The 25547-nt window shown below is 69.0% G+C and carries 16 protein-coding genes; 8 read left to right on the top strand and 8 right to left on the bottom strand.

The genetic code is table 11. The features are described from left to right. Positions 1–596: MFS transporter (locus AC2FNJ_RS14445; protein WP_496765177.1), on the bottom strand; the 596-nt coding region annotated here is incomplete at its 3' end. 139 nt (positions 597–735) lie between these two features. On the opposite strand from AC2FNJ_RS14445, the gene AC2FNJ_RS14440 reads away from it, so the two are divergent. From AC2FNJ_RS14440 to yaaA, 3 genes are all read left to right on the top strand, one after another. Further along, complete coding sequence (locus AC2FNJ_RS14440) at positions 736–1023, top strand: YggT family protein (protein WP_496765175.1); 288 nt, start codon at positions 736–738, stop codon at positions 1021–1023. Positions 1024–1131: 108 nt separating this feature from the next. Next, entirely contained in the window at positions 1132–3171 is a 2040-nt protein-coding gene (gene recQ, locus AC2FNJ_RS14435) for a DNA helicase RecQ (protein ID WP_496765173.1), read from the top strand. Between the two features lie 32 nt (positions 3172–3203). Next, positions 3204–3998, top strand: a complete 795-nt coding sequence (gene yaaA / locus AC2FNJ_RS14430; protein WP_496765171.1) for a peroxide stress protein YaaA — start codon at positions 3204–3206, stop codon at positions 3996–3998. A gap of 52 nt (positions 3999–4050) precedes the next feature. Here the strand turns inward: yaaA and AC2FNJ_RS14425 are convergent, their stop codons facing one another. Then, positions 4051–6276, bottom strand: coding sequence for a response regulator (locus AC2FNJ_RS14425; protein WP_496765169.1), 2226 nt, complete (start codon positions 6274–6276; stop codon positions 4051–4053). 139 nt (positions 6277–6415) lie between these two features. On the opposite strand from AC2FNJ_RS14425, the gene AC2FNJ_RS14420 reads away from it, so the two are divergent. From AC2FNJ_RS14420 to pbpC, 3 genes are read left to right on the top strand one after another with little or no spacing between them, the layout of a single operon-like run. Then, positions 6416–11842: an alpha-2-macroglobulin family protein gene (locus tag AC2FNJ_RS14420; RefSeq protein WP_496765167.1), complete on the top strand. Its 5427-nt coding sequence runs from the start codon at positions 6416–6418 to the stop codon at positions 11840–11842. After that, on the top strand, positions 11839–12402 hold the full coding sequence (locus tag AC2FNJ_RS14415) for a putative glycolipid-binding domain-containing protein (protein ID WP_496765165.1): 564 nt from the start codon (positions 11839–11841) through the stop codon (positions 12400–12402). Before AC2FNJ_RS14420 ends, AC2FNJ_RS14415 begins: the two co-directional genes overlap by 4 nt. Beyond that, positions 12395–14431, top strand: coding sequence for a penicillin-binding protein 1C (pbpC, locus tag AC2FNJ_RS14410; RefSeq protein ID WP_496765164.1), 2037 nt, complete (start codon positions 12395–12397; stop codon positions 14429–14431). The genes AC2FNJ_RS14415 and pbpC overlap by 8 nt, the downstream gene beginning before the upstream one ends. Positions 14432–14479: 48 nt before the next feature. Here pbpC and AC2FNJ_RS14405 read toward each other — a convergent pair whose 3' ends face one another. From AC2FNJ_RS14405 to AC2FNJ_RS14390, 4 genes are read right to left on the bottom strand one after another with little or no spacing between them, the layout of a single operon-like run. Then, positions 14480–16522, bottom strand: a complete 2043-nt coding sequence (locus AC2FNJ_RS14405) for a hypothetical protein (protein ID WP_496765162.1) — start codon at positions 16520–16522, stop codon at positions 14480–14482. Next, positions 16519–19281 (bottom strand): DUF4159 domain-containing protein, encoded by a 2763-nt coding sequence (locus AC2FNJ_RS14400; RefSeq protein WP_496765160.1) that lies wholly within the window; start codon positions 19279–19281, stop codon positions 16519–16521. Before AC2FNJ_RS14400 ends, AC2FNJ_RS14405 begins: the two co-directional genes overlap by 4 nt. Further along, positions 19278–20153 carry a DUF58 domain-containing protein gene (locus AC2FNJ_RS14395; RefSeq protein WP_496765159.1) on the bottom strand — a complete coding sequence of 292 codons (876 nt, stop codon included), beginning with the start codon at positions 20151–20153 and terminating at the stop codon, positions 19278–19280. Before AC2FNJ_RS14395 ends, AC2FNJ_RS14400 begins: the two co-directional genes overlap by 4 nt. Continuing rightward, positions 20150–21157, bottom strand: coding sequence for an AAA family ATPase (locus tag AC2FNJ_RS14390; RefSeq protein WP_496765157.1), 1008 nt, complete (start codon positions 21155–21157; stop codon positions 20150–20152). Before AC2FNJ_RS14390 ends, AC2FNJ_RS14395 begins: the two co-directional genes overlap by 4 nt. Positions 21158–21221: 64 nt before the next feature. On the opposite strand from AC2FNJ_RS14390, the gene AC2FNJ_RS14385 reads away from it, so the two are divergent. Both AC2FNJ_RS14385 and AC2FNJ_RS14380 read left to right on the top strand, forming a co-directional pair. After that, the gene (locus AC2FNJ_RS14385) at positions 21222–21803 is read left to right on the top strand and encodes a DUF1285 domain-containing protein (RefSeq protein WP_496765156.1); all 582 of its coding nucleotides are present in this window, start codon (positions 21222–21224) and stop codon (positions 21801–21803) included. 294 nt (positions 21804–22097) lie between these two features. Beyond that, on the top strand, positions 22098–22328 hold the full coding sequence (locus AC2FNJ_RS14380; RefSeq protein ID WP_496765155.1) for a DUF2798 domain-containing protein: 231 nt from the start codon (positions 22098–22100) through the stop codon (positions 22326–22328). Between the two features lie 45 nt (positions 22329–22373). Here the strand turns inward: AC2FNJ_RS14380 and polA are convergent, their stop codons facing one another. Together polA and AC2FNJ_RS14370 are read right to left on the bottom strand one after the other, a co-directional pair. Continuing rightward, entirely contained in the window at positions 22374–25172 is a 2799-nt protein-coding gene (gene polA, locus AC2FNJ_RS14375) for a DNA polymerase I (RefSeq protein WP_496765154.1), read from the bottom strand. A 117-nt stretch (positions 25173–25289) separates the two neighbouring features. Then, positions 25290–25469, bottom strand: coding sequence for a zinc-finger domain-containing protein (locus AC2FNJ_RS14370; protein ID WP_496765152.1), 180 nt, complete (start codon positions 25467–25469; stop codon positions 25290–25292). Positions 25470–25547: the final 78 nt, after the last annotated feature.

The raw sequence follows: 25547 nt of genomic DNA, 5'->3' as shown, positions 1-25547 counted from the left end.
GCCGCGTCAAGGCCGAACACCGGATCCATCCCGATCAGCGTCTTGCCGTTGGGCTGTTCGACGAACAGCGCCAGCATGATCGCCAGCGACACCAGCCCGCCGACGTAGCCAAAGGCAAAGCCCGAACCGGAAATCGCGCCCACTTCGCGCTCGTCGCCCAGATCGGGCAGCTGCGAATTGATGAAGATCAGCGCATATTCCGCCCCAACGAAGCCGAGGCCAAAGGCCGACAGCATCAGCCACATGTTCGACCCGTCCGGCATCGTGTACCACAGCGCCGCCGAGCCGACGGCGTACATGACCGAGAAACCGAAGATCCAGGGAATGCGCCGGCCCGACACATCGGCCAGCGCACCCAGCAGCGGCGCACCGAAGGCGATGATCAGCCCGGTGATGGTCAGACAGCGCGCCCAGACGCTCTGCGCCTGTGCGGCGGCGGCCTGGGTATCCAGCCCGGCATTGGCATAGTATTCGGCGGCCACTCCGGCGAAATACGGGCCAAAGACGAAAGTCACCAAAAGCGTGTGATAGGGCTGACTGGCCCAGTCGAAGAACCACCAGCCCCAGATACGCCTGCGCTTGGAAATCACTGCCATGCCCGCCTCTCGGTCTTGTTGCCCTCATATGACGGGCCTTTGCGCCCTTGCGCAAGCGTTCAGTTGGGACGGAAACAAGCAGGGTTGCTCTTTGCGCCGGCGCTGCTTAGGTCTGAGCAAGTCTGAACACGGAGTGCCCATGCTGTCGCTGATCCAAATCGTGCTGCTGATCCTTGACGTGGTCTGGTTCTTCATCCTGGCCCATGTGATCATGAGCTGGCTGATCAACTTCCAGGTGCTGAACCTGCAACAGCAGTTCGTGGCGCAGATCTGGTATGGGCTGAACCGGATACTCGAACCGCTCTACGGCCCCGTGCGCCGGATCATCCCGCCGATGGGCGGCATCGACCTCGCGCCGCTGGTGGTCCTGATCGGCGTCTATGCCCTTCGGATCATCATCCTCAACAACGTGGCCTATTTCTACTGACCGGTGGGCGGCCGAAATCGGCACCGGCCTCTTGTTCACGGATTCTTAGTGTGTGACACTGCCCTCTGAGAGCAGACACACAACACTTCGAACAGGGCCGCCCCGCACATGCTCGACTCCGCGCCGCTGCTGCGAGATGTCTTTGGATTCGACGCCTTCCGCCCCGGACAGGAGGAAATCGTCGATGCCGTGACCGCGGGCGAGAACGTCCTGGCGATCATGCCCACGGGCGGCGGCAAATCCCTGTGTTATCAACTGCCTGCGCTGCAGCGCGACGGGGTGACGGTGGTGATCTCGCCCCTGATCGCCCTGATGCGCGATCAGGTCCGCGCGCTGCAGGAGGCCGGGGTCGAGGCGGGCGCGCTGACCTCGGGCAACACGCCCGAGGAAACCGACGCCGTGTGGGAGGCGCTCGAGGCCGGCCGGCTGAAACTGCTCTACATGGCGCCCGAGCGCCTGGGCGCGGGATCGGCGCTGGGCATGTTGCGGCGGATCGGCGTCGGCCTGATCGCCGTGGACGAGGCGCATTGCGTCAGCCAATGGGGTCACGATTTCCGCCCCGACTATCTGCGGATCGGGGAATTGCGCCGCGCGCTGGGCGTGCCGCTGGCCGCCTTCACTGCCACCGCCGATGCCGAAACCCGGGCCGAGATCGTCGAAAAGTTGTTCGACGGCACGCCGCCGCGCACGTTCCTGCGGGGGTTCGACCGGCCCAACATCCATCTCGCCTTTGCCGCCAAGGACAGCCCGCGCAAGCAGATCCTCGAATTCGCCGACGCTCGGCGCGGCCAGTCGGGCATCGTCTATTGCGGCACCCGCAGCAAGACCGAGGTGCTGGCCCAGGCCCTGCGCGAACAGGGCCACAGCGCCTGCCACTATCACGGCGGCATGGAGGCCGAGGACCGCCGCATCGTCGAAACCCGCTTCGCGCGTGAGGACGGGCTGATCGTGGTCGCCACCGTGGCCTTCGGCATGGGCATCGACAAGCCCGACATCCGCTGGGTCGCCCATGCCGACCTGCCCAAATCCATCGAGGCCTACTATCAGGAAATCGGCCGCGCCGGGCGCGACGGTGCCCCGGCCGAAACCCTGACGCTCTACGGCCCCGACGACATCCGGCTGCGCCGCACCCAGATCGACGAGGGTCTGGCCCCGCCCGAACGCCGCGCCGCCGATCACGCGCGGCTCAACGCGCTGCTCGGGCTGGCCGAGGCGCTGGACTGCCGCCGCAAGACCCTGCTCGGCTATTTCGGCGAAGACGCCGACGCCTGCGGCAAATGCGACCTGTGCGACACCCCGGCCGAGGTGTTCGACGGCACCACGCCCGTGCGCATGGCGCTGTCGGCGATCCTGCGGACCGAGGAATGGTTCGGCGCCGGGCACCTGATCGACATTCTGACCGGCTCCGAGACCGACAAGATCCGCGCCCGGCGCCACGATGGCCTGCCGACCTTCGGCGTCGGCAAGGACTGGTCCAAGACCCAGTGGCAGGCGATCTTCCGGCAGATGATGGGCCATGACCTGATCCGCCCCGATCCCGACCGCCATGGCGCGCTGCGGATGACCGAGGCGGCGAAACCGATCCTCAAGGGCGACGCCACGATCCGCCTGCGCAAGGACACGATCCGCAAGGCGGCGCGCCGTCCCGCCGTCCGCATGATGGTGTCCGAGGAGGACGCGCCGCTCCTGTCCGCGCTCAAGGCCCGACGCCGCGCCCTGGCCGAAGCGGCCCGCGTTCCCGCCTATGTCATCTTTCCCGACCGGACCCTGATCGAGATGGCGGAAAAACGCCCCGCCTCGCTGGACGACATGGCCCGGATCGGCGGCGTCGGCGCGAAGAAGCTGGAGCGCTACGGCGCCACGTTCCTCGAAGTGATCGCGGGCGAGGCGGCGGCCCTGCACCCGGCGCGGCGCAAACTGGCCGGGCGCGCGACCGGCGATGTCTATGACCAACTTCTGGCCGTGCAGGCCGAACTGACCCGTGGACCCGAGGGCATCGACAAGCCGCTGACCTGCTCGGCCTCGCAGCTGGCGCGGGTGGCGCAACTGCGCCCGGACGATACGCGCGCGCTCGAACAGGTGCTGGGCGGCCGGCGGGCCGAACGGTTCGGCGCCGCATTTCTGGACGTGCTGCGCAGGGCGGGCTAGATGTCGCGCCAAGGCAGGACAAGGGGGCGGGCATGCTGGTGGTGATCTCTCCGGCCAAGCGGCTGGACTGGGCAGAACGCGATGTGGCGGCGACCGAGCCCGCCTTTCAGGCCGACGCCGTCCGGCTGGCGAGAACCGCGCGCAACCTGACGCTGGCGGATCTGAAAAAGCTCATGCACCTCAGCGACGATCTGGCCCGGCTGAACCGGGACCGGTTCCGCGATTTTTCCGACGCCCCGGACGATGCCGTGACGCGCCCCGCCGCCCTGGCCTTTGCCGGCGACACCTATCTGGGTCTCGAAGCGGCGTCGCTGGACGCCGACGAGATGGACTGGGCGCAGCGGCATCTTCGGATTCTCTCGGGCCTTTACGGCATCCTGCGCCCGCTCGACGCGATACAACCCTATCGGCTGGAAATGGGCAGCCGGCTCAGGACGCGGCGCGGCAAGACCCTGTACGACTACTGGCGCGACGGGATCAGCAAGGCGCTGAACGCGCAGGCCGAGGCGGTCGGAACCGGCATCCTCGTCAACTGCGCCAGCCAGGAGTACTTCGGCGCGGTCGATCCCGCCGCGCTCCGGCTGCGCGTGGTCACGCCGGTGTTCATGGAGGACAAGGGCGACACGCCCCGGATCGTCAGCTTTTTCGCCAAGCGCGCCCGCGGCGCGATGGCGCGCTACATCATCCAGCGCCGCCTGACTGATCCCCAGGGCCTGTGCGATTTCGACGTTGGCGGTTATGCCTACCGGCCTGACCTGTCCGAGCCGGACAGGCCGGTTTTCGTGCGTCCCTACGGGGCCGCGCCCGCCGGCGGCGACGGGCCGTAGGCGACAGGCGCGGCACCCGATCTCGTCAGGTCGTGGCCGAAACCGGACCGGTTCAGGGTGGCGGGCATGCCGGTGGCCCGACCGGACGGGCGTCCGGCGGCTGGTATTCCGCGATCCTGGCATGCAGCAGCGCCTTTTGCAGGGGTTTGGTCATGTAGTGGTCCAGCCCCGCCGCCAATATGCCGTCGCAATCGCCGGTCATCGCGTGGGCGGTCAGCGCCACGATGGGAACATGCCGGCCGGTGCCGGCCTCGATCCGGCGGATCGCACCGGTTGCCTCCTTGCCGTCCATCTTCGGCATCGAGATGTCCATGAAGATCAGGTCGGGCACGAACTCGGAATAGACGGCCACCGCCTCGATCCCGTTGCCGGCGAACCGCAACTCGATATCCAGATCCTTCAACATCTTGCTCAGAACCAGTTGGTTGGTCCGGTTGTCCTCGGCGGCAAGGATGCGCATGGCGCGCGCGGCGGTCCGGCTCTGCGTCGCCGCGGGCGCCGGCCGCTCGGCGGCATCCGGACCCGCAGTCGCCGCGCCGCGCTCAAACAGCGAGGCGCCCAGGGCATTGAGCCGCGCAAAGAGCTCGGCCCGCGGAATCGGTTTCTGCATCACGCCCTGGATCAGGTGGCGGTCCGCATCCGCGTGCAGCGCGCCGGGATTCGAGGTCAGCATGACGATCGGCACTGCGTCCCATCCCCCGTCGCGCACCGCGCGGGCAAAGGCCAGCCCGCCGAGATCCGGCAAGTCGTGATCGCAAAGCACCAGATCCACGCTGCCGTCCAGGCGATCCAGCGCCTCGCCCGCTGACCGGCAGGCGGTGACTTGCGCGCCCAGCCGGCCCAGCTGCTTTTCCAGTATGGCCCGGTTGACCGCCAGATCGTCCACGACCATGACGTGATGCAGGCGATCCTCCAGGCTGGGCGGTACCGGCTGCGGGCCTTCGGCCGTCGGCAGGTCGATGCGAAATCCGAAGCACGATCCGCGCCCTTCCTCGCTTTCGACCCAGATCGCGCCGCCCATCATCTCGATCAGCCGCCGCGAGATCGCCAGCCCCAACCCGGTGCCCTCGAACTGGCGGTTGCGCTCGTCCTCGACCTGATTGAACTCGCCGAAGATGTGATCGATCTTCTCGCGCGCGATGCCGATGCCGGTATCCTCGATCGCGACGTGAATGCCGCATCGCTGCCGCTCGGGTTCCGGCACGCCCGTGATCCGGATCAGGACATGCCCCGCGGCCGTGAACTTGACGGCATTGCCGACGAGGTTGGTCAGAACCTGTCGGACCCGGCCGGGATCGCCGACGAACAGGGTGGGCAGGAACAGGTCGTAGTCCACCAGCAGACGCAGCCCCTTGTCGCGCACCGTCGGCTGCAGCAGCATGGCGATTTCGTGGATGCAGCGTTCCAGATCGAAGACCTCGGAATGCAGCACCAGCTTGTCGGCCTCGATCTTGGAATAGTCCAGCACGTCGTTGATGATGACCAACAGCGCCTCGCCCGAATTGCGGATGGTGTTGACATAGACCTGCTGCTCCTCGTCCAGCGCGGTTTCCGTCAGCAGCTCGGACATGCCGACGATGCCGTTCATCGGCGTCCGGATCTCGTGGCTCATGTTGGCCAGAAAGGCGGATTTCGCGCGGTTGGCCGCCTCGGCCCGTTCCCGCGCGGCCCGCAGCTCGGCCTCGTGGCGCACGGTCGAGGTGATGTTCAGCGCCAGGCTCACGATGTCGCCGCCGCGCCCGTGCTGGTCGATCAGCTTGATGTACTGCCGGTTCCAGAGCCGGATGACGATGGGGGCGGGATTGGCCGACAGCCAGCGGTCGCGCATCATCGCGCGCCACGCCTCGGCCGGCTCGCTGCCGATGTCCACGATGCCCTCATCCGTCAGGATTTCGAGGATGCGCATGTACGAGATGCCCGGCGCAACCTCGTCCAGCCCGTCGAACACGCTCAGATAGGCCGTGTTCGCAGCGATCAGCTTGTGGTCGGCGTCGAAAAAGGCAAACCCGTCCTGGATGGCCTGAATGGAATGCCACAGGCGGCGCTCGGCGACCTCGATCTTGGCATGGGCCATGTGGAGGTCGGATTTGACCTTTTCGTTCTCGTCGCGAACGGTCGCCACCTCGGCCTGGGTCTCGCCGATCCGCTTGGTCAGCGCCAGCGCGTGCCGGCCCAGTTTGCGGTTGGCGGCCGAAAGCTCGGCCTGCTTGAGTTCCAGCATGCGCTCCGCCGCAAGACGCGCGCGGCGTTCCTCGGCCAGCTTTTCGGCAAGGCTCATCTCGTCGGCTCCCGGACTGTCGTGCGGGCAGCATCGAAGGAGTCGGTGAAAATCTGTTTAAGTCGCGCCCCGGTTGCGGCCTCAGCCGTTGCAATGCGGCGATCGCTCGTGCCACCCTGCGATCAAACGGGAGATCGCCATGCGCCGCATTCCATTTACCTCAATTTCCTTGTTTTTCCTTGCCTTGACCGGGGCCACCGCGCTGCAGGCGCAAACCGCCACGCCCGAGTTCCGCTATCTCGCGACGCGCGACGCCGATTTCTACGGCGCCGACCTCGATGCGCTGTTCGATACCGATCTGCCGTCCTGTGTCCGGGCCTGCTCGGCCAATCCCGCCTGCGCCGCGTTCACCTACAACACCCGTTCGCGCGCCTGCTTCCCCAAAAGCGGCGTCAACCGGCAGGAAACCTACGAAGGTGCGCTGTCGGCGCAAAAGATCGCCACCGGCGCGGGCGTTCTGGCGCTGGCGGAAACCCGGTCCGCCGAGCTGGCGTTTCTGGACGACGACGACCGGACCGGCGCCCGCCTGCAGGCCCGCGACCTCGGCTTGCGTCATCCGGGCGGCGGGCTGGCGCTGGAGTCCGTTCTGGATGCGGCCCGGGCCGCGCCGACGCCCCTGCAGGCGATGGGCTGGACCGGGGTCGCGGTGTCGATCAGCGACCGCGCCGATCTGTGGGTGGACTACGCGCGTCTGCTGCTGGACATCCCGACCGAGGACTGGAACCGCAAGCGCGACTATGCCCGCCGGGCGCTGGGCGCCGCCGCCAACGGCTACCTGCGGGCGGAAACGCCCGGCGCGCAGGTCGGCGCGCTGGTGGTGCTGGCCGAGGCGCTGGAACGCAACGACCGGGGCCGCGACATGGTATCGGCGCTGCGTCTCGCCGCCGACATCCAGCCGCGCGAGGACGTGCTGGCCGCGCTGGACGCCGCCGTGGCGAAATACGGCTTCCGCATCACCGGCAGTTCGGTCGAAAGCGATGCCGCCCAGCCGCGCATCTGCGCCGAGTTCTCGGAACCGCTGGTCAAGGCCGGTGTCGATTACGAACCCTTCGTGCAATTGCCGGAGCCGCAACTGGTGGTTCAGGCGGAGGATCGCCAGCTTTGCGTCGATGGCGTCGAGCATGGCAAACGCTATCGCCTGACATTCCGGCAGGGGCTGCCCTCCGCCTCGGGCGAGACCCTGCTCAAGGACGTGGACCTGACCCATTACGTGCGCGACCGTTCGCCGGCGGTCCGGTTTCCGGGCCGCAGCTATGTCCTGCCCAGGGCCGCCGACGCGGCGCTGCCGGTCGAAACCGTCAACGTGGCACAGCTGGAGCTCCGGCTGCGCCGGGTCAGCGACCGCAACCTGCTGCGCGCGTTGCAGGACGGGTTCTTTGGCCGCCCGCTCAGCCAATGGCAGGACCGGCAGTTCTCGGACCAGATCGCCGAGGAGGTGTGGACCGGCACCGCCGAGGTTCCCTCGGACCTCAACCGCGACATGACCGCCCGTCTGCCGATGGGCGATGCCATCGCCGGCCAGCCCGCCGGGATCTACGCCCTGACCGCCCGCGTTCCGGGGGCCGACCCCTATGACGATCCGGGGGCGACGCAGTGGTTCGTGCTGACCGACCTGGGCATTGCCACGATGTCGGGCACGGACGGGCTGCACGTGGGCATTCGCGGTCTGGGCGACGCCCTGCCGCGCGCGGGCATCCAGGTCTCGCTGATCTCGCAGGCCAATGCCGTCATCGCGACCGCTGAAACCGATGCCGACGGGTACGCCCGGTTCGATGCCGGCCTGACGCGGGGCCGGGGGGCTGCCGCGCCCGCTCTGGTCCTCGCCGCCGACGGCGACCGCGATTTCAGCTTTCTTGCGCTCACCGATCCGGCCTTCGACCTTTCGGATCGTGGCGTCGAGGGGCGTGCACCCGCCGGGCCGGTCGATGTGTTCCTGACCACCGACCGCGGCGCCTATCGCGCCGGCGAAACCATCCACGTCACCGCCCTGACGCGCGACGGCCGGGCCCAGGCGGTCGAGTCGCTGCCCCTGATCGCCACGCTCAGCCGGCCCGACGGGGTGGAATACCGCCGTCGCGTGTCGGATGGCGGCGTCGCGGGTGGCCACGTCTTCGCCCTGCCGGTCGCGCCGGACGCGCCGCGCGGTACCTGGCGCATCGAGCTGCGGACCGACCCCAATGGCACCGCCCTGGCCAGCCAGACCGTGCTGGTCGAGGATTTCCTGCCCGAGCGCATCGATTTCGAGATGTCCCTGCCCGAGGCGCCCCTGCGCCCCGGCGACAGCCCGCCGCTGACCATCGCGGCGCGTTATCTCTTTGGGGCGCCCGGCTCCGACCTCGGCATCGACGGGCAGGTGGTTCTGCGCCCGGCCGAGACCGTGCCGGGCTACGAAGACTATCGGTTCGGCCGCTACGACGAACCGGCCTCGGCCCAGAGCAGCCAGTTCGGCGGCGACCGCACCGACGCGCAGGGGCGCGCGACCGTCGCGGTCGAGATCCCGGCGTTCGAGGCCGCCGGCAAACCGCTGGAGGCCACCGTGATCGCCCGCCTCGCGGACGGTTCGGGCCGCCCGGTCGAGCGCCGCCTGACCGCGCCGGTCCTGCCGTCCACCCCGGTCATCGGGATCAGGCCGATGTTCGCGGAGGTGGTGCCCGAAGGGACCGAGGCCGCGTTCCGCATCGTCGCGCTGTCCCCTGATCTGGCCCCGACGCCGATGCGCGTGCGCTGGACCCTGAACCGGCTCGAAACGCGGTACCAGTGGTATCAGCTCTACGGCAACTGGAACTGGGAGCCGACGACCCGCCGCACCCGCATCGCCACGGGCGAGGCCGATCTGGGCACGGACCCGCTGCGCCTCAGCCAGCCGGTCGGGTGGGGCCGGTACGAGCTTGTGATCGAGCGGGTGGACGGCGACTATGCCGCCGCCGCGCTCGACTTCTTCGCAGGGTGGTATCAGGCGGCGGATGCCTCGGCCACGCCCGACCGGCTGGAGCTGTCGCTCGACCGCGACAGCTATCGCCCCGGCGACACCGCCCGGCTGCGGATCGTGCCGCGCATGGCGGGGGTCGCGCAGATCGCGGTGCTGTCGGACAGCGTGATCTCCCGCCAGATGGTCGAGGTGCCCGCAGGCGAAACCGTTATCCCGATCCCCGTGACCGAGGATTGGGGCGCGGGGGCCTATGTGACGGCCACCGTGATCCGCCCGATGGATGTCGCGGCGGGCCAGAACCCGGCCCGCGCGCTGGGCGTGGCCCATGCCGCCGTGGAACCCGTGGGGCGGCGTCTTGCCGTGACCATCGACGCGCCCGACGTGGCCGAGCCGCGCCAGACCCGGCAGGTCCGCCTCCGCGCCGACGGGGCCGCGGCGGGCGAACAGGTCTGGGTGACGCTGGCGGCGGTCGATGTAGGCATCCTGAACCTGACCGGATTCACCAGCCCCGATCCCGACGGCCACTATTTCGGCCAGCGCCGGCTGGGCGTCGAACTGCGCGACGTCTATGGCCGCCTGATCGACGGCATGAACGGCGCCTTGGGCACCGTGCGCTCGGGCGGAGACAGCGGCGCCGGAATGCGGATGCAGTCGCCGCCGCCGACCCAGGATCTGATGGCGGTGTTCACCGGCCCGGTGCAGCTCGACGCCGCGGGCGAAGCGGTGATCGACTTGCCGCTGCCTGCCTTCAACGGCACGGTGCGCCTGATGGCGGTGGCCTGGTCCGCCCGCGCCGTCGGCCAGGCCGAGGCCGAAATGATCGTCCGCGATCCGGTGGTCGTGACCGCCAGCGTCCCGCGCTTTCTTGCCCCCGGCGACGACAGCCGCCTGCGGCTCGAAATCGTGCATGCCGATGGCCCGGCGGGCGAGGTGGCCCTGAACCTCACCGCCCCGCCCGCGCTGCAACTGGGCGAGGCCCCGGCCACCTTCGTGCTGGACGCGGGCGGAAAGGCCGTCTTTGACATCCCGGTGCGCGCCGTGGCGCTCGGCGATCCCGGGATCGGCGTGACCGTCACCACGCCGGACGGCAAACCGCTGATGCAGACGCTGACCCTGCCGGTGCGGGCCAACGACCCGCCGGTGTCGCGGACGCGGCGCTTTGCGCTGGGCGCGGGGGACAGTTTCCTGTTCTCCGCCGACGTGTTCACCGGCCTGCGCCCCGGTTCGGGCAAGGCGCTCCTGTCCGCCGGACCGCTGGCCAGGTTCGACGCGCCCGGCCTCTTGGATGCGCTCGACCGCTACCCCTATGGCTGCACCGAGCAGATCACCAGCCAGGCGCTGCCGCTGCTCTACCTGTCCTCGGTGGCGCAGGCGTCGGGCCTGGGCGACGGCCCGGCGGTGGCCGAGCGCATCGACAAGGCGATTGAAAGCGTGCTGACCCGGCAGACCGGAAACGGCTCGTTCGGACTGTGGCGCGCCGAAAGCGGCGATTTCTGGCTCGACGCCTATGTCAGCGATTTCCTGTCGCGCGCGCGGGCGCAGGGCCATGCCATCCCCGACCGCGCCTTCGCGCAGGCGATGGACAACCTGCGCAACCGCGTCAACTATGCCCCGGACTTCGATCAGGGCGGCGAGGACATCGCCTATGCCCTGATGGTTCTGGCCCGCGAAGGCGCGGCGGCGATGGGCGACCTGCGCTACTATGCCGATGTCAAGGGCGATGCCTTCGCCACGCCGCTGGCGGCGGCCCAGCTGGGGGCGGCGCTCGCGGCCTATGGCGACCAGACCCGCGCCGACGCCATGTTCGCCCGCGCCGCGCGCCTGCTGGCCGACCGCCCCGCGCGCGAGGCGCCGCTGTGGCGCGCGGATTACGGCACCCCGCTGCGCGATGCCGCCGGGCTTCTGACGCTGGCGGCCGAGGCGGGCAGCGCGGTGATCGACCGCGATGCACTGGTTGCCCGGATCGGCAGCGACACCGCAACGCTGTCGACGCAGGAGGCCGCCTGGTCCCTGCTCGCCGCCCACGCCCTGATCGCGACGCCCGAACGATCCGGGCTGCGCGTCAACGGCGCCCCGGTGGCCGGCCCCTTCGTGCAGGTGCTCGAAGACGATGCCGACACGGTTCTGAACGTCACCGCCGCCGATGGCCGGACCACCGACATCACGCTCACCGTGACCGGCGTGCCCGAGGCCGCGCCCCAGCCCGGCGGCACCGGCTATGCGATCACCCGGCGGCATTACTCGATGGAGGGGGCGCCCCTCGACTCCAACACCTTCGCGGTGGGCGAACGCTTCGTCACGGTTCTGACCGTGACCCCGTTCGAGGACGGCGGCGCGCGGCTGATGGTCGACGATCCGCTCCCGGCCGGGATCGAGATCGACAATCCCAACCTGCTGCGGTCCGGTGACGTGCGGGCGCTGAACTGGCTGGACCTGTCCGAGGCGGCCCATGCCGAGTTCCGCTCCGACCGGTTCCTGGCGGCGGTGGACCGGTTCGGCATCGGGCCGGTGACGCTGGCCTATGTCGCCCGCGCGGTCAGCCCCGGCCGGTTCCACCACCCGGCCGCCTCGGTCGAGGACATGTACCGCCCCCGCAACCGCGCCTGGACCGCAACCGGTCAGGTCATCGTCCGATGACCGGCCGTGTCGCCGTCGCCACCGCCCATTGGCGGCGGCTGGACATGGAGGGCACCGACCGCTGCACGCTGTCGCGCCTGGATCAGGGCTGGATGCTGGTCGGGCAGGCGATCTGGCACGATGACGGTGTGGACGCCAGCCTGACCTATGACGTGCGCTGCGATCCCGACTGGTTCAGCCTGTCGGCGGCGGTGGCGGGCGAGATCGGCGGGCGCCCCGTCGCCCTGCGGCTGGAGCGCGGGGAGGGCGGCTGGCTTCTGAACGACGCGCTGCAGGACAACACCGCCGCCTGCGACGATCTCGACCTCAGCTTCACCCCCGCCACCAACCTGCTGCCGCTGCGCCGCCTGTCGCTCGACCGGGGGCAAAGCGCCCATGTCAGCGCCGCCTGGCTCAAGCCGGGCCTGGCCACCATGGCGCGTCTGGACCAGATCTATACCCGCATCGACGGCGACACATACCGCTACAGCTCGCCGAATTTCGAGGCCGAGCTCGACACCCACCGCCCGGGATTCGTCACCTCCTATCCCGGCCTGTGGGAAGGATGGGTCGATGCCTAGGCCCGCGCATCTGCTGTTCGGACTGGCGGCGGGGCTGTTCCTTGCGGCAGCCGTCCGCGACGGGCTGGACCGGTGGATCGACCGGACCGATCTGCCGCCGGTGCTGGCCGAAACCTCGGTCGAGGTGCGGGACCGGAATGGCGCTCTGCTGCGCGCCTATCCGGTCGCGAACGGGATCTGGCGGCTGCGGCCGGGGTCGGTGGATCCGGGCTATGTCGCCATGCTGATCCGATACGAGGACAAACGGTTTCACGCCCATTCCGGCGTCGATCCGCTGGCCATGATCCGCGCCGCCGGTCAGGCGCTGTGGAACCGCCGCGCGGTGTCCGGCGGATCGACCCTGACCATGCAGGTGGCGCGGCTGCTCGAGGACGGGCCGACCGGGCGCTGGCAGGGCAAGCTGCGGCAGATCCGCGTCGCGCTGGCGCTCGAACGGCGGCTGAGCAAGCCGGACATCCTGACCCTCTACCTGACCCACGCCCCCTATGGCGGCAACCTCGAAGGCGTGCGCGCGGCCACGCTCGCCTGGTTCGGCAAGGAGCCGCGCCGCCTGACCCCTGCCGAGGCGGCGCTGCTGGTCGCATTGCCGCAATCGCCGGAAACCCGCCGTCCCGACCGGCACCCCGAGGCCGCCAGAACGGCGCGCGACCGCGTCCTGCACCGCGCGGCCAGGCACGGCGCGCTGCCGGCCGCCGACGCCCGGGCCGCGCTGGCCGAGGCGGTCCCTTCCGCCCTGCGCCCCTTTCCGCAGCTTGCGGCGCATCTGGCGGATCGCGCCACCGCGCGCGCGCCGGAAACGCCGGTGCACGCACTGACGCTGGACGCGGACCTGCAAGCCCGCCTCGAACCTCTGGTCGCCCGCGCCGCAACGCGCGCCGGGCCGCGCGTGTCCGGCGCGATGGTGGTGGCCGATCACCGCACGGGCGACATCCTCGCCTCGGTCGGGTCCGCCGGCTACGGCGATGCGCGGCATGGATTCGTCGATATGACCGTGGCCCTGCGCTCGCCCGGATCGGCGCTGAAACCTCTGGTCTACGGGCTGGCCTTCGATCAGGGGATGGCGCATCCGGAAACCCTGATCCATGACGGCCCGGTCCTGTTCGGCCGCTACGCGCCGCGCAATTTCGACGGCGTGTTCCGGGGCGACGTGCGGGTGCGCGACGCCCTGCAGATGTCGCTGAACATCCCCGTCGTGCGCCTGACCCATGACCTCGGCCCCAGCCGCGTGATGGCGGCGCTGCGCCGCGCCGGAACCGGGCCGCGCCTGTCGGGCGGCGCGCCTGGGCTTGCGGTGTCTCTGGGCGGGGTCGGGATCACCCTGCGCGATCTGGTCCAGCTCTACGCCGCTCTCGCGGCGGGCGGGCAGGGGCCGGTTCTGCGCGACGGCCTCGCGGATCCGGCCCTGCGCACCGCGCGCGTCCTGTCCGACACCGCCGCCTGGCAGGTGGGTGACATTCTGGCGGGCCTCACCCCGCCGCCCGGCGCTCCGGCGGGGGTGCTGGCCTACAAGACCGGCACCTCCTATGGCCACCGCGATGCCTGGGCCATCGGCTTTGACGGACGGCATGTGGTCGGCGTCTGGCTGGGCCGGGCGGACGGCACCCCGGTGCCCGGCGCCTTCGGCGGCGATCTGGCCGCGCCGGTGCTGTTCGAGGCGTTCGGCCGCCTGAAACCGCGGTTCCAGCCGCTGCCCCCGCCGCCGCCCTCGACCCTGGTCGTCGGCGCCGCCGACCTGCCGCAGCCCCTGCAACGCTTCCGCCCGCGATCCGCCGCGTTCGCGGCGCAGGCGGACGCGCCGCAACTGCTGTTCCCGCCCGACGGCGCGCGGCTCGCGACCGGCGGCGCGGGCCTGACCGTCAAGCTGCGCGGCGGCCAGGGGCCGTTCGCGCTGCTCGCCGATGGCCGCCCCGTCGCAACCGGCATACGACAGCGCGAGTTCGAAATCCCAAATCCGGGCCGCGGCCACGCATCGCTTGTCCTGGTGGATGCCAACGGACGCTCCGACCGCGTCCGTGTCGAGATCGAGTGACGCCGCAGCCAACGGCCGGTCCCGCACCTGCGGCGCGGGTGACGCGGCTCAGTGCCGCCCTTCGCGCAGCCAGCCGGCCACGAGGAATCCGGCGGCCAGCAGCAGAACCAGCCACGGCGGCAGCAGCCCCGCCTGCGTCACGTCCCGGGTCTCATAGGCGCCGCGCGGCGTGAGCCCGATCCAGCCGCGCCCTGCGGCGGGCCGCCCCTCGCGCACTGACCGGATCGCGGGCAGGCCATCCTCCAGCCGAATCACCCCGCCGCGCAGGCCCGCCAGCACCGGTTCGAGGATCTCGCCGGTGGCGATGGTGCGCTCGAACTCCTTCGGCGCCGCGGGCCCCAGCCCGATCACCGCCTCGCGCTCGCCTTCGCGCAACCGGTAAAGCCCGATCTCGGGTCCGAAGTATTCGGCTTCGTAGCGGCCGGGCGACACCTCTTCCAGCGTCAGTTCCACGGTCTCGCCATTGGGGCGGGTCACGGTCAGCGGTCCGACCTCATCCTCCAGCGTGCGGCGGATGATGCGCATGTTCTGGCCGTTGGCCTCGGCCCACAGCGCCTCCTCTTCCAGCTCCGGTTCCTTCATCATCCAATGCGCGAGCCGGCGGAGCAGTTCCAGCTGCGGCCCGCCGCCTTCATAACCCCGGCTCCACAGCCAGGCATGATCTGACGCCAGCAGCGCCACGCGGCCTTCGCCGACCCGGTCCAGCACCAGCAGCGGGCGCTCGTCGATGCCGGTCATCAGCACATCGCCCGACCGGTGCCTGACCTCGATCTGCCGCAGCCACGCGCCCCAGTCGCCTGCATCGCCCAGATCGGCCGTGACCGGATGACGTTGACCCAGATCGGTCACTTCGGGCAGGTAGCGGTCCTCGATGACGCGCGCCGTCGGCTGCGCCGGAAGCACCGGCGCCAGCGGCGAGCGGAAGATGCTGTCGGCGGTGGCGAAATCCGGTCCGGCGGCGATCAGCACCGCGCCGCCCGCATTGACGTAGTTGGTGACGTTGTCGAGATAGATCGCCGGCAGGATGCCGCGCCGCTTGTAGCGGTCGAAGATGATCAGGTCGAAATCGTCGATCTTTTCCAGGAACAGCTCGCGGGTCGGAAAGGCGATCAGGCTCAGCTCGTCCACCGGCACCCCGTCCTGCTTCTCGGGCGGGCGCAGGATGGTGAAATGCACCAGATCCACGGAACTGTCCGACTTCAGCAGGTTGCGCCAGGTGCGCCCGCCCGGATGCGGCTCGCCCGAGACCAGCAGCACCCGCAGCCGGTCGCGCACCCCGTTCATCTGGATCAGCGCGGTGTTGTTGCGGTCGGTCAGCTCGCCTTCGGACGGGGGCACCGAGAACTGGATCACGTTGCGCCCGCCATGGGGCAGGGTGATCGGCACCTCGATATCCTGGCCGATCGGCAGGTCGAACCGCTGCGGATCGCCGCCATCCACCGACAGTTCCAGCGGCGCGATTCCCCGGCCCGCCGGCGCGGCGCCGCTGTCCTCGATCCGCAGCGTCAGGGTGACGGGTTCGCCGATGATCGCAAAGGCGGGGGCGTTGCGGACGATCAGGCGCCGGTCCCAGTCATCGGAATGGCCGGTCATCAGCAGATGCATCGGCGCGGGCAGGTCCGGGGCCTGGTCGGCGTCGTGCACCAGCCCGTCCGACAGGGCGATGATCCCGGCGATGCGCGCCCGCGGCTCCTCGGCCAGCGCCTCGGTCAGCGCCGCCATCAGCCGCGTGCCCTCGTCGCCCTCGCCGTCGCCGACGCGGATGCGGCGCAGCTCGGTGTTTTCCCGCGCCTCGATCTCGGCGGCCAGCCGTTCGGCGGCACCGGCGGTCTGCTCGGCCCGGTCCGACAGGCGCTGGCTGGCGCTGTCATCCTCGATCATCAGCACGATGTCGGTCAGCGGCGCGCGATCCTCGATCTGATAGACCGGCCCGGCCAGCGCCGCGATCAGGATCAGCGCCGCCAGCCCGCGCAGCGCCCAGCCCGACAGCCCGCGCCACAGCGCCAGCACGATGCCCGCGACGGCCAGCGCGGCGACGGCGGCCAGCACCGGCCACGGGATCAGCGGATCGAATATGACGGTTCCGGTCATTGTCCCAGCCTGTCCAGCAGCGCAGGCACGTGGACCTGATCCGATTTGTAATTGCCGGTGAGCACGTGCATCACCAGATTGACGCCGAACCGGTGCGCCAGTTCGCGCTGCCGCTCGCCGGCATAGCCGCGCCCGATCGGCAACAGGGCCTGGCCGTTGCGGTCCACGGCCCAGGCGCTGGCCCAGTCGTTGCCGCCGATCACCACCGGCGTGACCCCGTCATTGAGGTTGCGGAACGGCATCCCCTCGATCTGCTCGGCGTCGGGCGGCGCGGCTTCGACCCAGACATCGACGCCGGCATAGCGTCCCGGAAAGTCCTGCAGCAGGTAGAAGGCGCGGGTCAGCACATGATCGCGCGGCACCGGCTCCAGCGGCGGAATGTCCAGCGGCGCGGCCAGATCCTGCAGCTTGCGGCCATTCGGGCTGGCGGCGCCGTAGCGCGCGATGTCCGCGTCCCGCGTGTCGAACAGGATCATGCCGCCCGACCGCAGATAGGCGTTCAGCTTGGCATAGGCTTCGGCCGAGGGCGTCGGCTGTCCCGGCGTGATCGGCCAGTAGAGCAGCGGAAAGAACGCCAGCTCATCGCGCTCCAGATCCACCCCGATCGGCTCGGCCGGCTCGACCGAGGTGCGGAAGAACAGCGTGTCCGACAGCCCCCGCAGCCCGGCCAGCGCGATGTCGTCCACCTGCGGGTCGCCGGTCAGGACATGCGCCAGAACCAGCTCGTTGGTCGAGGCGAGCGCGAAATCGGTGTCCTCGGCGCCTTGCGCCTGCGCCTGCGGCGCCGCCATCAGCACGCCGAGCACCAGCGCCGCCGCGCGGGCCAGCCCCAACCGCCCCGACAGCGCCAGCGAGGCCACCACGTCCACCGTCAGCATCAACAGCGCGAGACTCAGCAAAAGCCCGCCCAGCGGGACTTCGCGGTTCACCTCCTGCCCCCTGACCGGAACATCGGCGGGCCAGACCGCCGGGCGCAGCTCGGTCTCCGCCGACAGCACGTTCAGGGCCAGCCGCTGCTTGTCGTTCAGGTAGATGCCGGGGCGCAGGTCCGGCCCGGGCACACCTTCGACCAGATCAGCGCCATCGACCCCGGGCAGGTTGCCCGCATCCGACAGCGTGCCGAACCCGTCCAGAACCTGCGCCGGTGCCCAGACCGTGCCTTCCAGCAACTCCACCTGCTGCGCCTTGGCGGCCGAGGCGACCGCCAGCCGGTCGAGCATCTCGACGAACAGGCCTGACAGCGGCAGGCTCGACCATTCCGCATCCGCGGTCACGTGAAACAGCACCACCTGGCCCAGACCCAGCGGCTTGCGGGTGACAAGCGGCGTGCCGTCATTCAGCGACGCGATCACCCGATCCGCCAGGTTCGGGTCCGGTTGGGCCATGACCTGCGTGGTCACGGTCACATCCTCGGGAATCGACAGACCGTGGAACGGCGAGTTCTCGGCAAACGGCGCCAGCCCCTTGGCCTCGCCCCAGCTCATCGCGCCGCCGACCGACCGCCCGCCGCTGCGCAGGCGCACCGGCAACAGCACGTCCTCTTCGTCCCGCCCTAGATCGCTGGCCGCCATGCGCGGCCCCGCAAAGCGCAGCAACAGGCCGCCCTTTTCGATCCAGGCGACCAATTCGCCTTCTTCCTTCTCGGACAGGGTCGCCACATCCGCCAGAACGATCACGTCCGGATTGGCGGGCAAGACCTCCAGCAACGATCCGTCCACGAATTCGGCGGTCGGCACCAACACTTGCGTCAGGTAATGCAGCGGCGACAGCAGCTCCAGCCCCTCGCGGTTGCGCTTTCCGGCGATCAGGGCGACCTCGCGCCGGCGCAGGCTGTCATCGGTCAGGGTCACGGCCCCGGCCGATCTCTGGCCCTGAATCTCGAACCGGGTGATCCGCGCCCGCAGTTCCGACGGCAGGGCCAGCGCCGTCTGCGCCTCGGTATCGCCATCGGCGAACTCCGCCGTCGCCGTCTGCAGCGCCCGCATCGTGCCCGCCGGATCGCGCCCCTGCGCCACCAGCGTCAGCTGCTGCGCCGGTCCGGGCTCCGACCGCACCGCGGTCAGCTGGATCAGGCCATCCTCGAACCCTGCCGGCCGCAGCGCAACAGCGCCCGCCGCCGCGCGATAGACGGTGACGCCGCCGCGCGACTGCAGCGCGGCCAGCACCGTATCGCGCCCGTCATAGTCGAGCGCATCGCTGAACCACAGCGTGTCGAATGCCCCGTCCAGCCCGTCAATCGCGGCCAAAGAAGCGTCGATCTGGCCCGCCTCCGGCTGCCACGGCATCGGCACCAGCCCCGGCAACCGGCTGCGCCAGGTTTCGGCCGCCTGAAACACTGGCTGTTCCGGATCGGTCAGCCGCAGGATCGCCACCGGCCGCCCGGCCCGGCCGGCCTCGGTCAACTGGGCGTCGATCTGATTCAGCGTCGCCGGCCAGCGCGCCGCCCCGGCCCAACTCCCGTCCAGCACCATCAGCAGCGGCCCGCTGCCCGCCTCGTCGCGCGACGGGTTCAGAACCGGCCCGGCCAGCCCGATGATGATCGCCGCCGCCGCCAGCATCCTCAGCAGCAACAGCCACCACGGCGTGCGGTCCGACACGCTCTCGTCGTCCTTCAGACCCAGAAGCAGCGTCACCGCCGGAAACAGACGCCGGATCGGAGCCGGCGGCACCGCGCGCAGGATCAGCCACAGCACCGGCAACGCCAGCAGCCCCAGCAGCAACCAGGGCGCGGTAAAGCCGATGCCTGCCAGAACGGTCATCGGGTGCCTCCGTCCAAGGCGCGGTACAGCCACAACAAGGCCGCCTGCGCGCTGTCTCCCGTGTGATGCTGCCCGAGTTGCCAGCCGGTCGCACGGCACAACTGATATAAGGCGTCCTTGCGCTGGGCCAACCGCTCCAGATACCGCCCGCGTAGATCGCCCGCCTTGAGCGTTTCGTGGCGCAGGGTCTTGCCGACGCTCTCAAAGATCGTGCGCCCGCGATAGGGAAAGGTCTCCTCCCCCGGATCCAGCACCTGCAGCAGGACACCGCGCACGCCCCGGTCGGCGGCCTTGGTCAGGGCCAGCTCGACCTCGGACAGGTCGCCCAGGAAATCCGAGATGAACACCGCCCGCGAATACGGGATCATCGCCCGGTGCTCGGGCGGGGCGTAATCGGCCTCGGCATCCTGCGACCAGGCCTGGGCCAGCCGGATGATCTGCCCGTTGCCCCGCCGCGGCGGCAGGGCGGTGCCGGTCAGGCCCACCCGCTCGCCCCCGCGCACCAGCAGGATCGCGATCGACAGCCCCAGCAGCCGCGCGCGGTCGATCTTGGGCGGCAGGGTCTTGTCCGAGGCGAACCGCATCGACGCGCCCTGATCGACCCACAACATCACCGATTGCGCGATCTGCCATTCCCGCTCGCGCACATATTGCTGATCCCCGCGCGCCGAGCGCCGGTGGTCGATCATCCGCTTGCTGTCGCCGGTCTGGGCCGGCCGGTACTGCCAGAAATCGTCGCCCAGCCCGGCGCGGCGGCGGCCGTGATCGCCCAGCAGCACCGTGCCCGCCAGATGCTCGGCCCGCGCCAGAAGCGGCGGCAGCCGTGACGCCTCGGCCTCGGATCTTTCGCGAAGGGTCAGCGCGGCGCTCACGCCGCGGCCTCGCCGCGGGTCAGACCGGCCGCGGTTGATTCGATCAGGTCGGCCAGGCTGTCACCGCGGGCGCGGGCGGCAAAGTTCAGCGCCATCCGGTGGCTCAGAACCGGCCGCGCCATGTCCAGCACGTCCTCGGCATTGGGGGCCAGCCGGCCCTGCAGCATCGCCCGCGCTCGCACCGTCATCATCAGCGCCTGCGCGGCGCGCGGCCCCGGACCCCAGGCCACGGTCTCGCGTACCCGCTCGGACACGCCCGGCTCGTCGGGACGGAACGCCCGCACCAGATCCAGAATCAATTCGACCACCGACTCGCCGACCGGCATCCGGCGCAGCAGCACCTGCGCGGCCAGCAGTTCCTCCTTGGTGAAGATCTGCGCGGCCTCTTCCTCTTCGACCCCGGTCGTCGCGATCAGGATATCGCGTTCGGTCCGGCGGTCGGGATAGTCCACATCGACCTGCACCAGGAACCGGTCCAGCTGTGCCTCGGGCAGCGGATAGGTGCCCTCCTGCTCGATCGGGTTCTGGGTGGCCAGAACGTGGAACGGCTCGCCCAGCGACCGGTCCTCGCCCGCCACCGTCACCGTGCGCTCCTGCATCGCCTGCAGCAGCGCCGACTGCGTGCGCGGGCTGGCGCGGTTGATCTCGTCCGCCATCAGCAACTGGCAAAAGATCGGCCCGGAGATGAACCGGAAATGGCGGCTGCCATCCTCGGCGGTGTCGAGCACTTCCGAGCCCAGAATGTCGGCGGGCATCAGATCGGGCGTGAACTGGATGCGGTTGCCATGCAGGCCCATGACGGTGCTCAGCGTCTCGACCAGCCGCGTCTTGCCAAGACCCGGCAGCCCGATCAGCAACGCATGCCCGCCGCACAGCAGCGCGGTCAGCGTCAGATCGACGACCCGCTCCTGCCCGATGAACCTGCGGGTGATCGAGGATTTGGCCTGCTGCAGCTTTTCTTCCAGGGCTTCGATCTCGGCGACGAGCTCGGCAGGTTCGGACATGACATTCCCTTCCGTGAAGATATATGGTGGAAGTGTATCGCGCTGCGAGGAAATGGCAAAAACAATGAGCGCACAAAAATCCGTGACGCCCTCGGCGGACAGCCTTGCCGCGTCGGTCAAGGCCGCAAAACCAAAGGGTTTGCCCCCGGTCCACCTGTGGAATCCGCCGTTTTGCGGCGATCTGGACATGCGCATCGCCCGTGACGGCACCTGGTACTACCAAGGCACTCCGATCAACCGCCCCGAAATGGTCCGGCTGTTTTCCTCGATCCTGAAAAGGGAGAATGGCCGCTATTTCCTCGTCACTCCGGTGGAAAAGGTGGGAATCACCGTCGAGGACGCACCGTTCGTGGCCGTCGATGTCGATGCGTCGGGCATTGACGAAGCCCAGATCCTGGAATTCACCACCCATGTCGGCGACACCGCCGCCGCCGGCCCAGATCACCCCATTCGCGTGAGTCGCGACCCCGAAACCGACGAACCCGCGCCCTACATCCTCATCCGCGCCGATCTGGAGGCGCTGATCGACCGCAAGAGCTTCTATCGCCTGGTCGAATACGGAACCCACCACGACGGCTGGTTCGGTGTCTGGTCCGGCGGCACGTTCTTTCCGATCGTTCCGTCGGACGAACTGGAAACGGCATAAGGCGACATGCCCCTTTCCGCGTCCGGACTCGTGCGCCTTCGGCGCGCTCTTCTTGTTTTTTGTTGAGGGACGCTGTCCCTCAAACTCCCTGGGGTATTTTCAACCAGAAAGAAGCCATAATCCTCGCTTCTTTCTGGTCCGAAATACCCCGGGGTGAATTGCCCGCAGGGCAAGAGGGGCAGCGCCCCTTGCAGCAACCGGCTGTGTCGCGTGCGGCAATGATGCACATTGGCGCAGCCGGATACACATACAAAAATAAGAATGTAAGTACAGAGCAGATCGAGGAAGTCCCATATGTTGCCCGCCCGCTTTGCGCCCGCCCTGTTCTGCCTCATCATGTCCGGGGTGATGTCCTGCATCGTCACCTGCGTCGCCACGCTCAAGGCGGCCGGCTTCGGCTCGGAAGCGATGCGCGACTGGATGGCGGCCTGGGCCTTCAGTTGGCCCATCGCCTTTGCGGTCATCCTGATCCTCGGCCCTGCCGTCCGGCGTCTGGTCGGGCAGATGGTCAGGCCCGGGGCCTGACCCGCCGCGAAGAGGGCCCGCCGGGCCTGATGAGCGGCGATCCGGTCAATGCGCCTCGGCCCAGTTGGCGCCGGCCCCGGCATCGACGGTCAGCTTCACGTCCAGCTTCACCGCCGGGTCCGCCGCGCCCTCCATCACCGCACGGGCCGCGGTGACGGTGTCATCGACCGCACCCTCGGCAACCTCGAACAGCAACTCGTCGTGCACCTGCAGCAGCATCTTGGCCGGCAGGCCGTCGATCGCCTCGGGCATCCGCACCATCGCCCGACGGATCACATCCGCCGCGGTGCCCTGGATCGGCGCGTTGATCGCCGCGCGGCGGGCAAACCCGGCATGCGGACCCTTGGCGTTGATCTCGGGCGTGTGGATCTTGCGCCCGAACAGCGTCTGCACATGGCCATGTTCCTTGGCAAAGGCGATGGTGTCGTCCATGTAGCGCCGGATGCCCGGGAAGCGCTCGAAATAGCGGTCGATGAAGCCCTGCGCCTCGGCCCGCGGAATGCGCAGGTTGCGCGCCAGGCCGAATCCTGAAATGCCATAGATCACCCCGAAATTGATCGCCTTGGCCTTGCGGCGGATCTCGGGCGTCATCTCGTCCAGCGGAACATCGAACATTTCCGACGCGGTCATGGCGTGAATGTCCAGCCCATCGGCAAAGGCCTGTTTCAAGGCCGGAATGTCGGCGATATGTGCCAGAATACGCAGCTCGATCTGTGAGTAGTCGAGCGATACCAGCACGTTGCCCGGTTCGGCGATGAAGGCCTCGCGGATGCGGCGGCCCTCCTCGGTGCGCACCGGGATGTTCTGCAGGTTCGGGTCGGTCGAGGCCAGCCGCCCCGTGTTCGCCCCGGTGATGGCATAAGACGTATGCACCCGCCCCGTGTCGGGGTTGATATGGGTCTGCAGTGCGTCGGTATAGGTCGATTTCAGCTTGCTGAGTTGCCGCCAATCCAACACCCGGCGCGGCAGTTCATGCTCCGTCGCCAGATCTTCCAGCACATCGGCGCCGGTCGAATACTTGCCGGTCTTGCCCTTCTTGCCGCCCTCCAGCCCCATCTTGTCGAACAGGATCTCGCCCAGCTGCGCCGGCGAGCCGACATTGAAGGTTTCCCCGGCCAGCTCGTGGATTTCAGCCTCCAACCCGGCCATCTTCTGGGCAAAGGCGTTCGACATCCGGCTCAGCACGTCGCGGTCGACCTTGATGCCATGCATCTCCATCTCGGCCAGAACCGGAACCAGCGGGCGCTCCAAGGTTTCATAGACCGTCGTCACCCGCGCCCGGTGCAACTGCGGCTTGAACAGCTGCCACAGGCGCAGGGTGATGTCGGCATCCTCGGCGGCATAGGCGGTGGCCTCGTCGATCGGCACCTTGTCGAAGGTGATCGCCGATTTGCCTGCGCCCAGCAGCGGCTTGATCGGGATCGGCGTATGCGCCAGATAGCGTTCGCTCAGCGTATCCATGCCATGCCCATGTTCACCGCCATGCATCGCATAGGACATCAGCATCGTGTCGTCGATGGGCGCGACCTGAATGCCGTGCCGGGCAAGGATCTTGGCGTCATATTTGATGTTCTGGCCGATCTTCAGAACCGACGGGTCTTCGAGCAGCGGTTTCAGCAGCGTCAGAGCCTCATCCAGCGGCATCTGCCCCTCGGCCAGCGCGTCCGAGCCGAACAGGTCGTCGCTCGCCCCGTCGCGGTGGGTCAGCGGGATGTAGCAGGCCGTTCCTGGCTCGACGCACAGTGAAACCCCCACCAGATCCGCGATCATCTCGTTCAGCCCGGTGGTCTCGGTATCCACCGCCACCCAACCGCGCTCAAGGGCCTGATCGATCCATTTTTGCAGTGCCCCCGCGTCGCGCACGCATTCGTATTGCGCCGCGTCGAACGGCACCTCTTCGGCCTGCGGCTCCTCGGCCGCCGGTGCAGGCGCATCGACGATCACCGGCGGTTCGACCCCCAGCTTGTCGGCGATCCGCCTGGACAAGGTGCGGAACTCCATCTCGGCCAGAAACGCCATCAGCCGTTCCGGCTCGACATCGCGGATTTCCAGGTCGTCCAGCGTGAAGTCCAGAGGCGTCGCGGTATCCAGCGCAACCAGCCGCTTGGACAGCTCGATCTGGTCCCGCATCTCGATCAGGGTCTGCCGCCGCTTGGGCTGCTTGATCTCCCCGGCTCGGTCCAGCAGGGTTTCCAGATCGCCGAATTCGTTGATCAACAGCGCCGCGGTCTTGACCCCGATCCCTGGCGCGCCCGGCACGTTGTCCACGCTGTCGCCGGCCAACGCCTGCACGTCCACCACCCGCTCGGGGTATACCCCGAACTTCTCGAACACCCCCTCGCGGTCGATGCGCCGGTTCTTCATCGCATCCAGCATCTCGACACCGTCACCCACCAGCTGCATCAGATCCTTGTCCGAACTGACGATGGTCACCCGCCCGCCCGCGTCGCGGGCCTGGCAGGCCAGGGTGGCGATGATGTCGTCGGCCTCATAGCCCTCGATCTCCTTGCAGGCGATGTTGAAGGCCTCGGTCGCCCGCCGCGTCAGCGGGATCTGCGGGCGCAGGTCTTCGGGCATCGCCTCGCGATTGGCCTTGTAGGCGTCGTAAAGATCGTTGCGGAACGTGTGGCTGCCCTTGTCGAAGATCACCGCCAGATGGGTCGGCGCGTCCGGGCCGTGATCGCCGTCCACATAGCGCTGCAGCATGTTGCAGAACCCCGAAACGGCGCCAATCGGCAATCCGTCAGACTTGCGCGTCAGCGGCGGAAGGGCGTGATAGGCGCGAAAGATGAAGGCCGACCCGTCGATCAGATGCAGGTGACAGCCTTTGCCGAACGTGGTCATCGCGCGCCCTTTCCCGTTGATTGCGGCATCACTAATGGCACGGCCCCGGTCGCAGCGCCACACCCCACCTCTTCATCTTGCCGAAAATACTCACGGCCCGGCGCGGGCCACGGGCGCTCAGGCCGACGGGTCGCGCCCCTTCAGCACAAATCTGCAGTCGCAATACGGGCACTCGACCCAGCCGGTGTCCTCGGGGATCTGCAACCAGACACGGGGATGGCCCAATGCGCCTTCGCCGCCGTCACAGGCGACGCGGCGGGTCTCGACGATCCTGGTTTCCGGCGCTTCGATACTCATCGCTGGCGATCCTTCCTGAGTTGTCGGCCTCGCGGGCATGCATTAGGTGCGTTTATGAGCGATGACAAAAGCAGGGGC

Source organism: Ruegeria sp. BHSB196 (genome assembly GCF_059613135.1).
Note: the sequence above shows the minus strand (reverse complement) of the source record. Positions and strands in the feature narration are given on the sequence as shown.

Excerpts from the sequence above, each read along its gene's own strand:
- AC2FNJ_RS14440 (WP_496765175.1), top strand. The coding sequence starts at position 736 with ATGCTGTCGCTGATCCAAATCGTGCTGCTGATCCTTGACGTGGTCTGG.
- recQ (WP_496765173.1), top strand. The coding sequence starts at position 1,132 with ATGCTCGACTCCGCGCCGCTGCTGCGAGATGTCTTTGGATTCGACGCC.
- yaaA (WP_496765171.1), top strand. The coding sequence starts at position 3,204 with ATGCTGGTGGTGATCTCTCCGGCCAAGCGGCTGGACTGGGCAGAACGC.
- AC2FNJ_RS14425 (WP_496765169.1), bottom strand. The coding sequence starts at position 6,276 with ATGAGCCTTGCCGAAAAGCTGGCCGAGGAACGCCGCGCGCGTCTTGCG.
- AC2FNJ_RS14420 (WP_496765167.1), top strand. The coding sequence starts at position 6,416 with ATGCGCCGCATTCCATTTACCTCAATTTCCTTGTTTTTCCTTGCCTTG.
- AC2FNJ_RS14415 (WP_496765165.1), top strand. The coding sequence starts at position 11,839 with ATGACCGGCCGTGTCGCCGTCGCCACCGCCCATTGGCGGCGGCTGGAC.
- pbpC (WP_496765164.1), top strand. The coding sequence starts at position 12,395 with ATGCCTAGGCCCGCGCATCTGCTGTTCGGACTGGCGGCGGGGCTGTTC.
- AC2FNJ_RS14405 (WP_496765162.1), bottom strand. The coding sequence starts at position 16,522 with ATGACCGGAACCGTCATATTCGATCCGCTGATCCCGTGGCCGGTGCTG.
- AC2FNJ_RS14400 (WP_496765160.1), bottom strand. The coding sequence starts at position 19,281 with ATGACCGTTCTGGCAGGCATCGGCTTTACCGCGCCCTGGTTGCTGCTG.
- AC2FNJ_RS14390 (WP_496765157.1), bottom strand. The coding sequence starts at position 21,157 with ATGTCCGAACCTGCCGAGCTCGTCGCCGAGATCGAAGCCCTGGAAGAA.
- AC2FNJ_RS14385 (WP_496765156.1), top strand. The coding sequence starts at position 21,222 with ATGAGCGCACAAAAATCCGTGACGCCCTCGGCGGACAGCCTTGCCGCG.
- AC2FNJ_RS14380 (WP_496765155.1), top strand. The coding sequence starts at position 22,098 with ATGTTGCCCGCCCGCTTTGCGCCCGCCCTGTTCTGCCTCATCATGTCC.
- polA (WP_496765154.1), bottom strand. The coding sequence starts at position 25,172 with ATGACCACGTTCGGCAAAGGCTGTCACCTGCATCTGATCGACGGGTCG.
- AC2FNJ_RS14370 (WP_496765152.1), bottom strand. The coding sequence starts at position 25,469 with ATGAGTATCGAAGCGCCGGAAACCAGGATCGTCGAGACCCGCCGCGTC.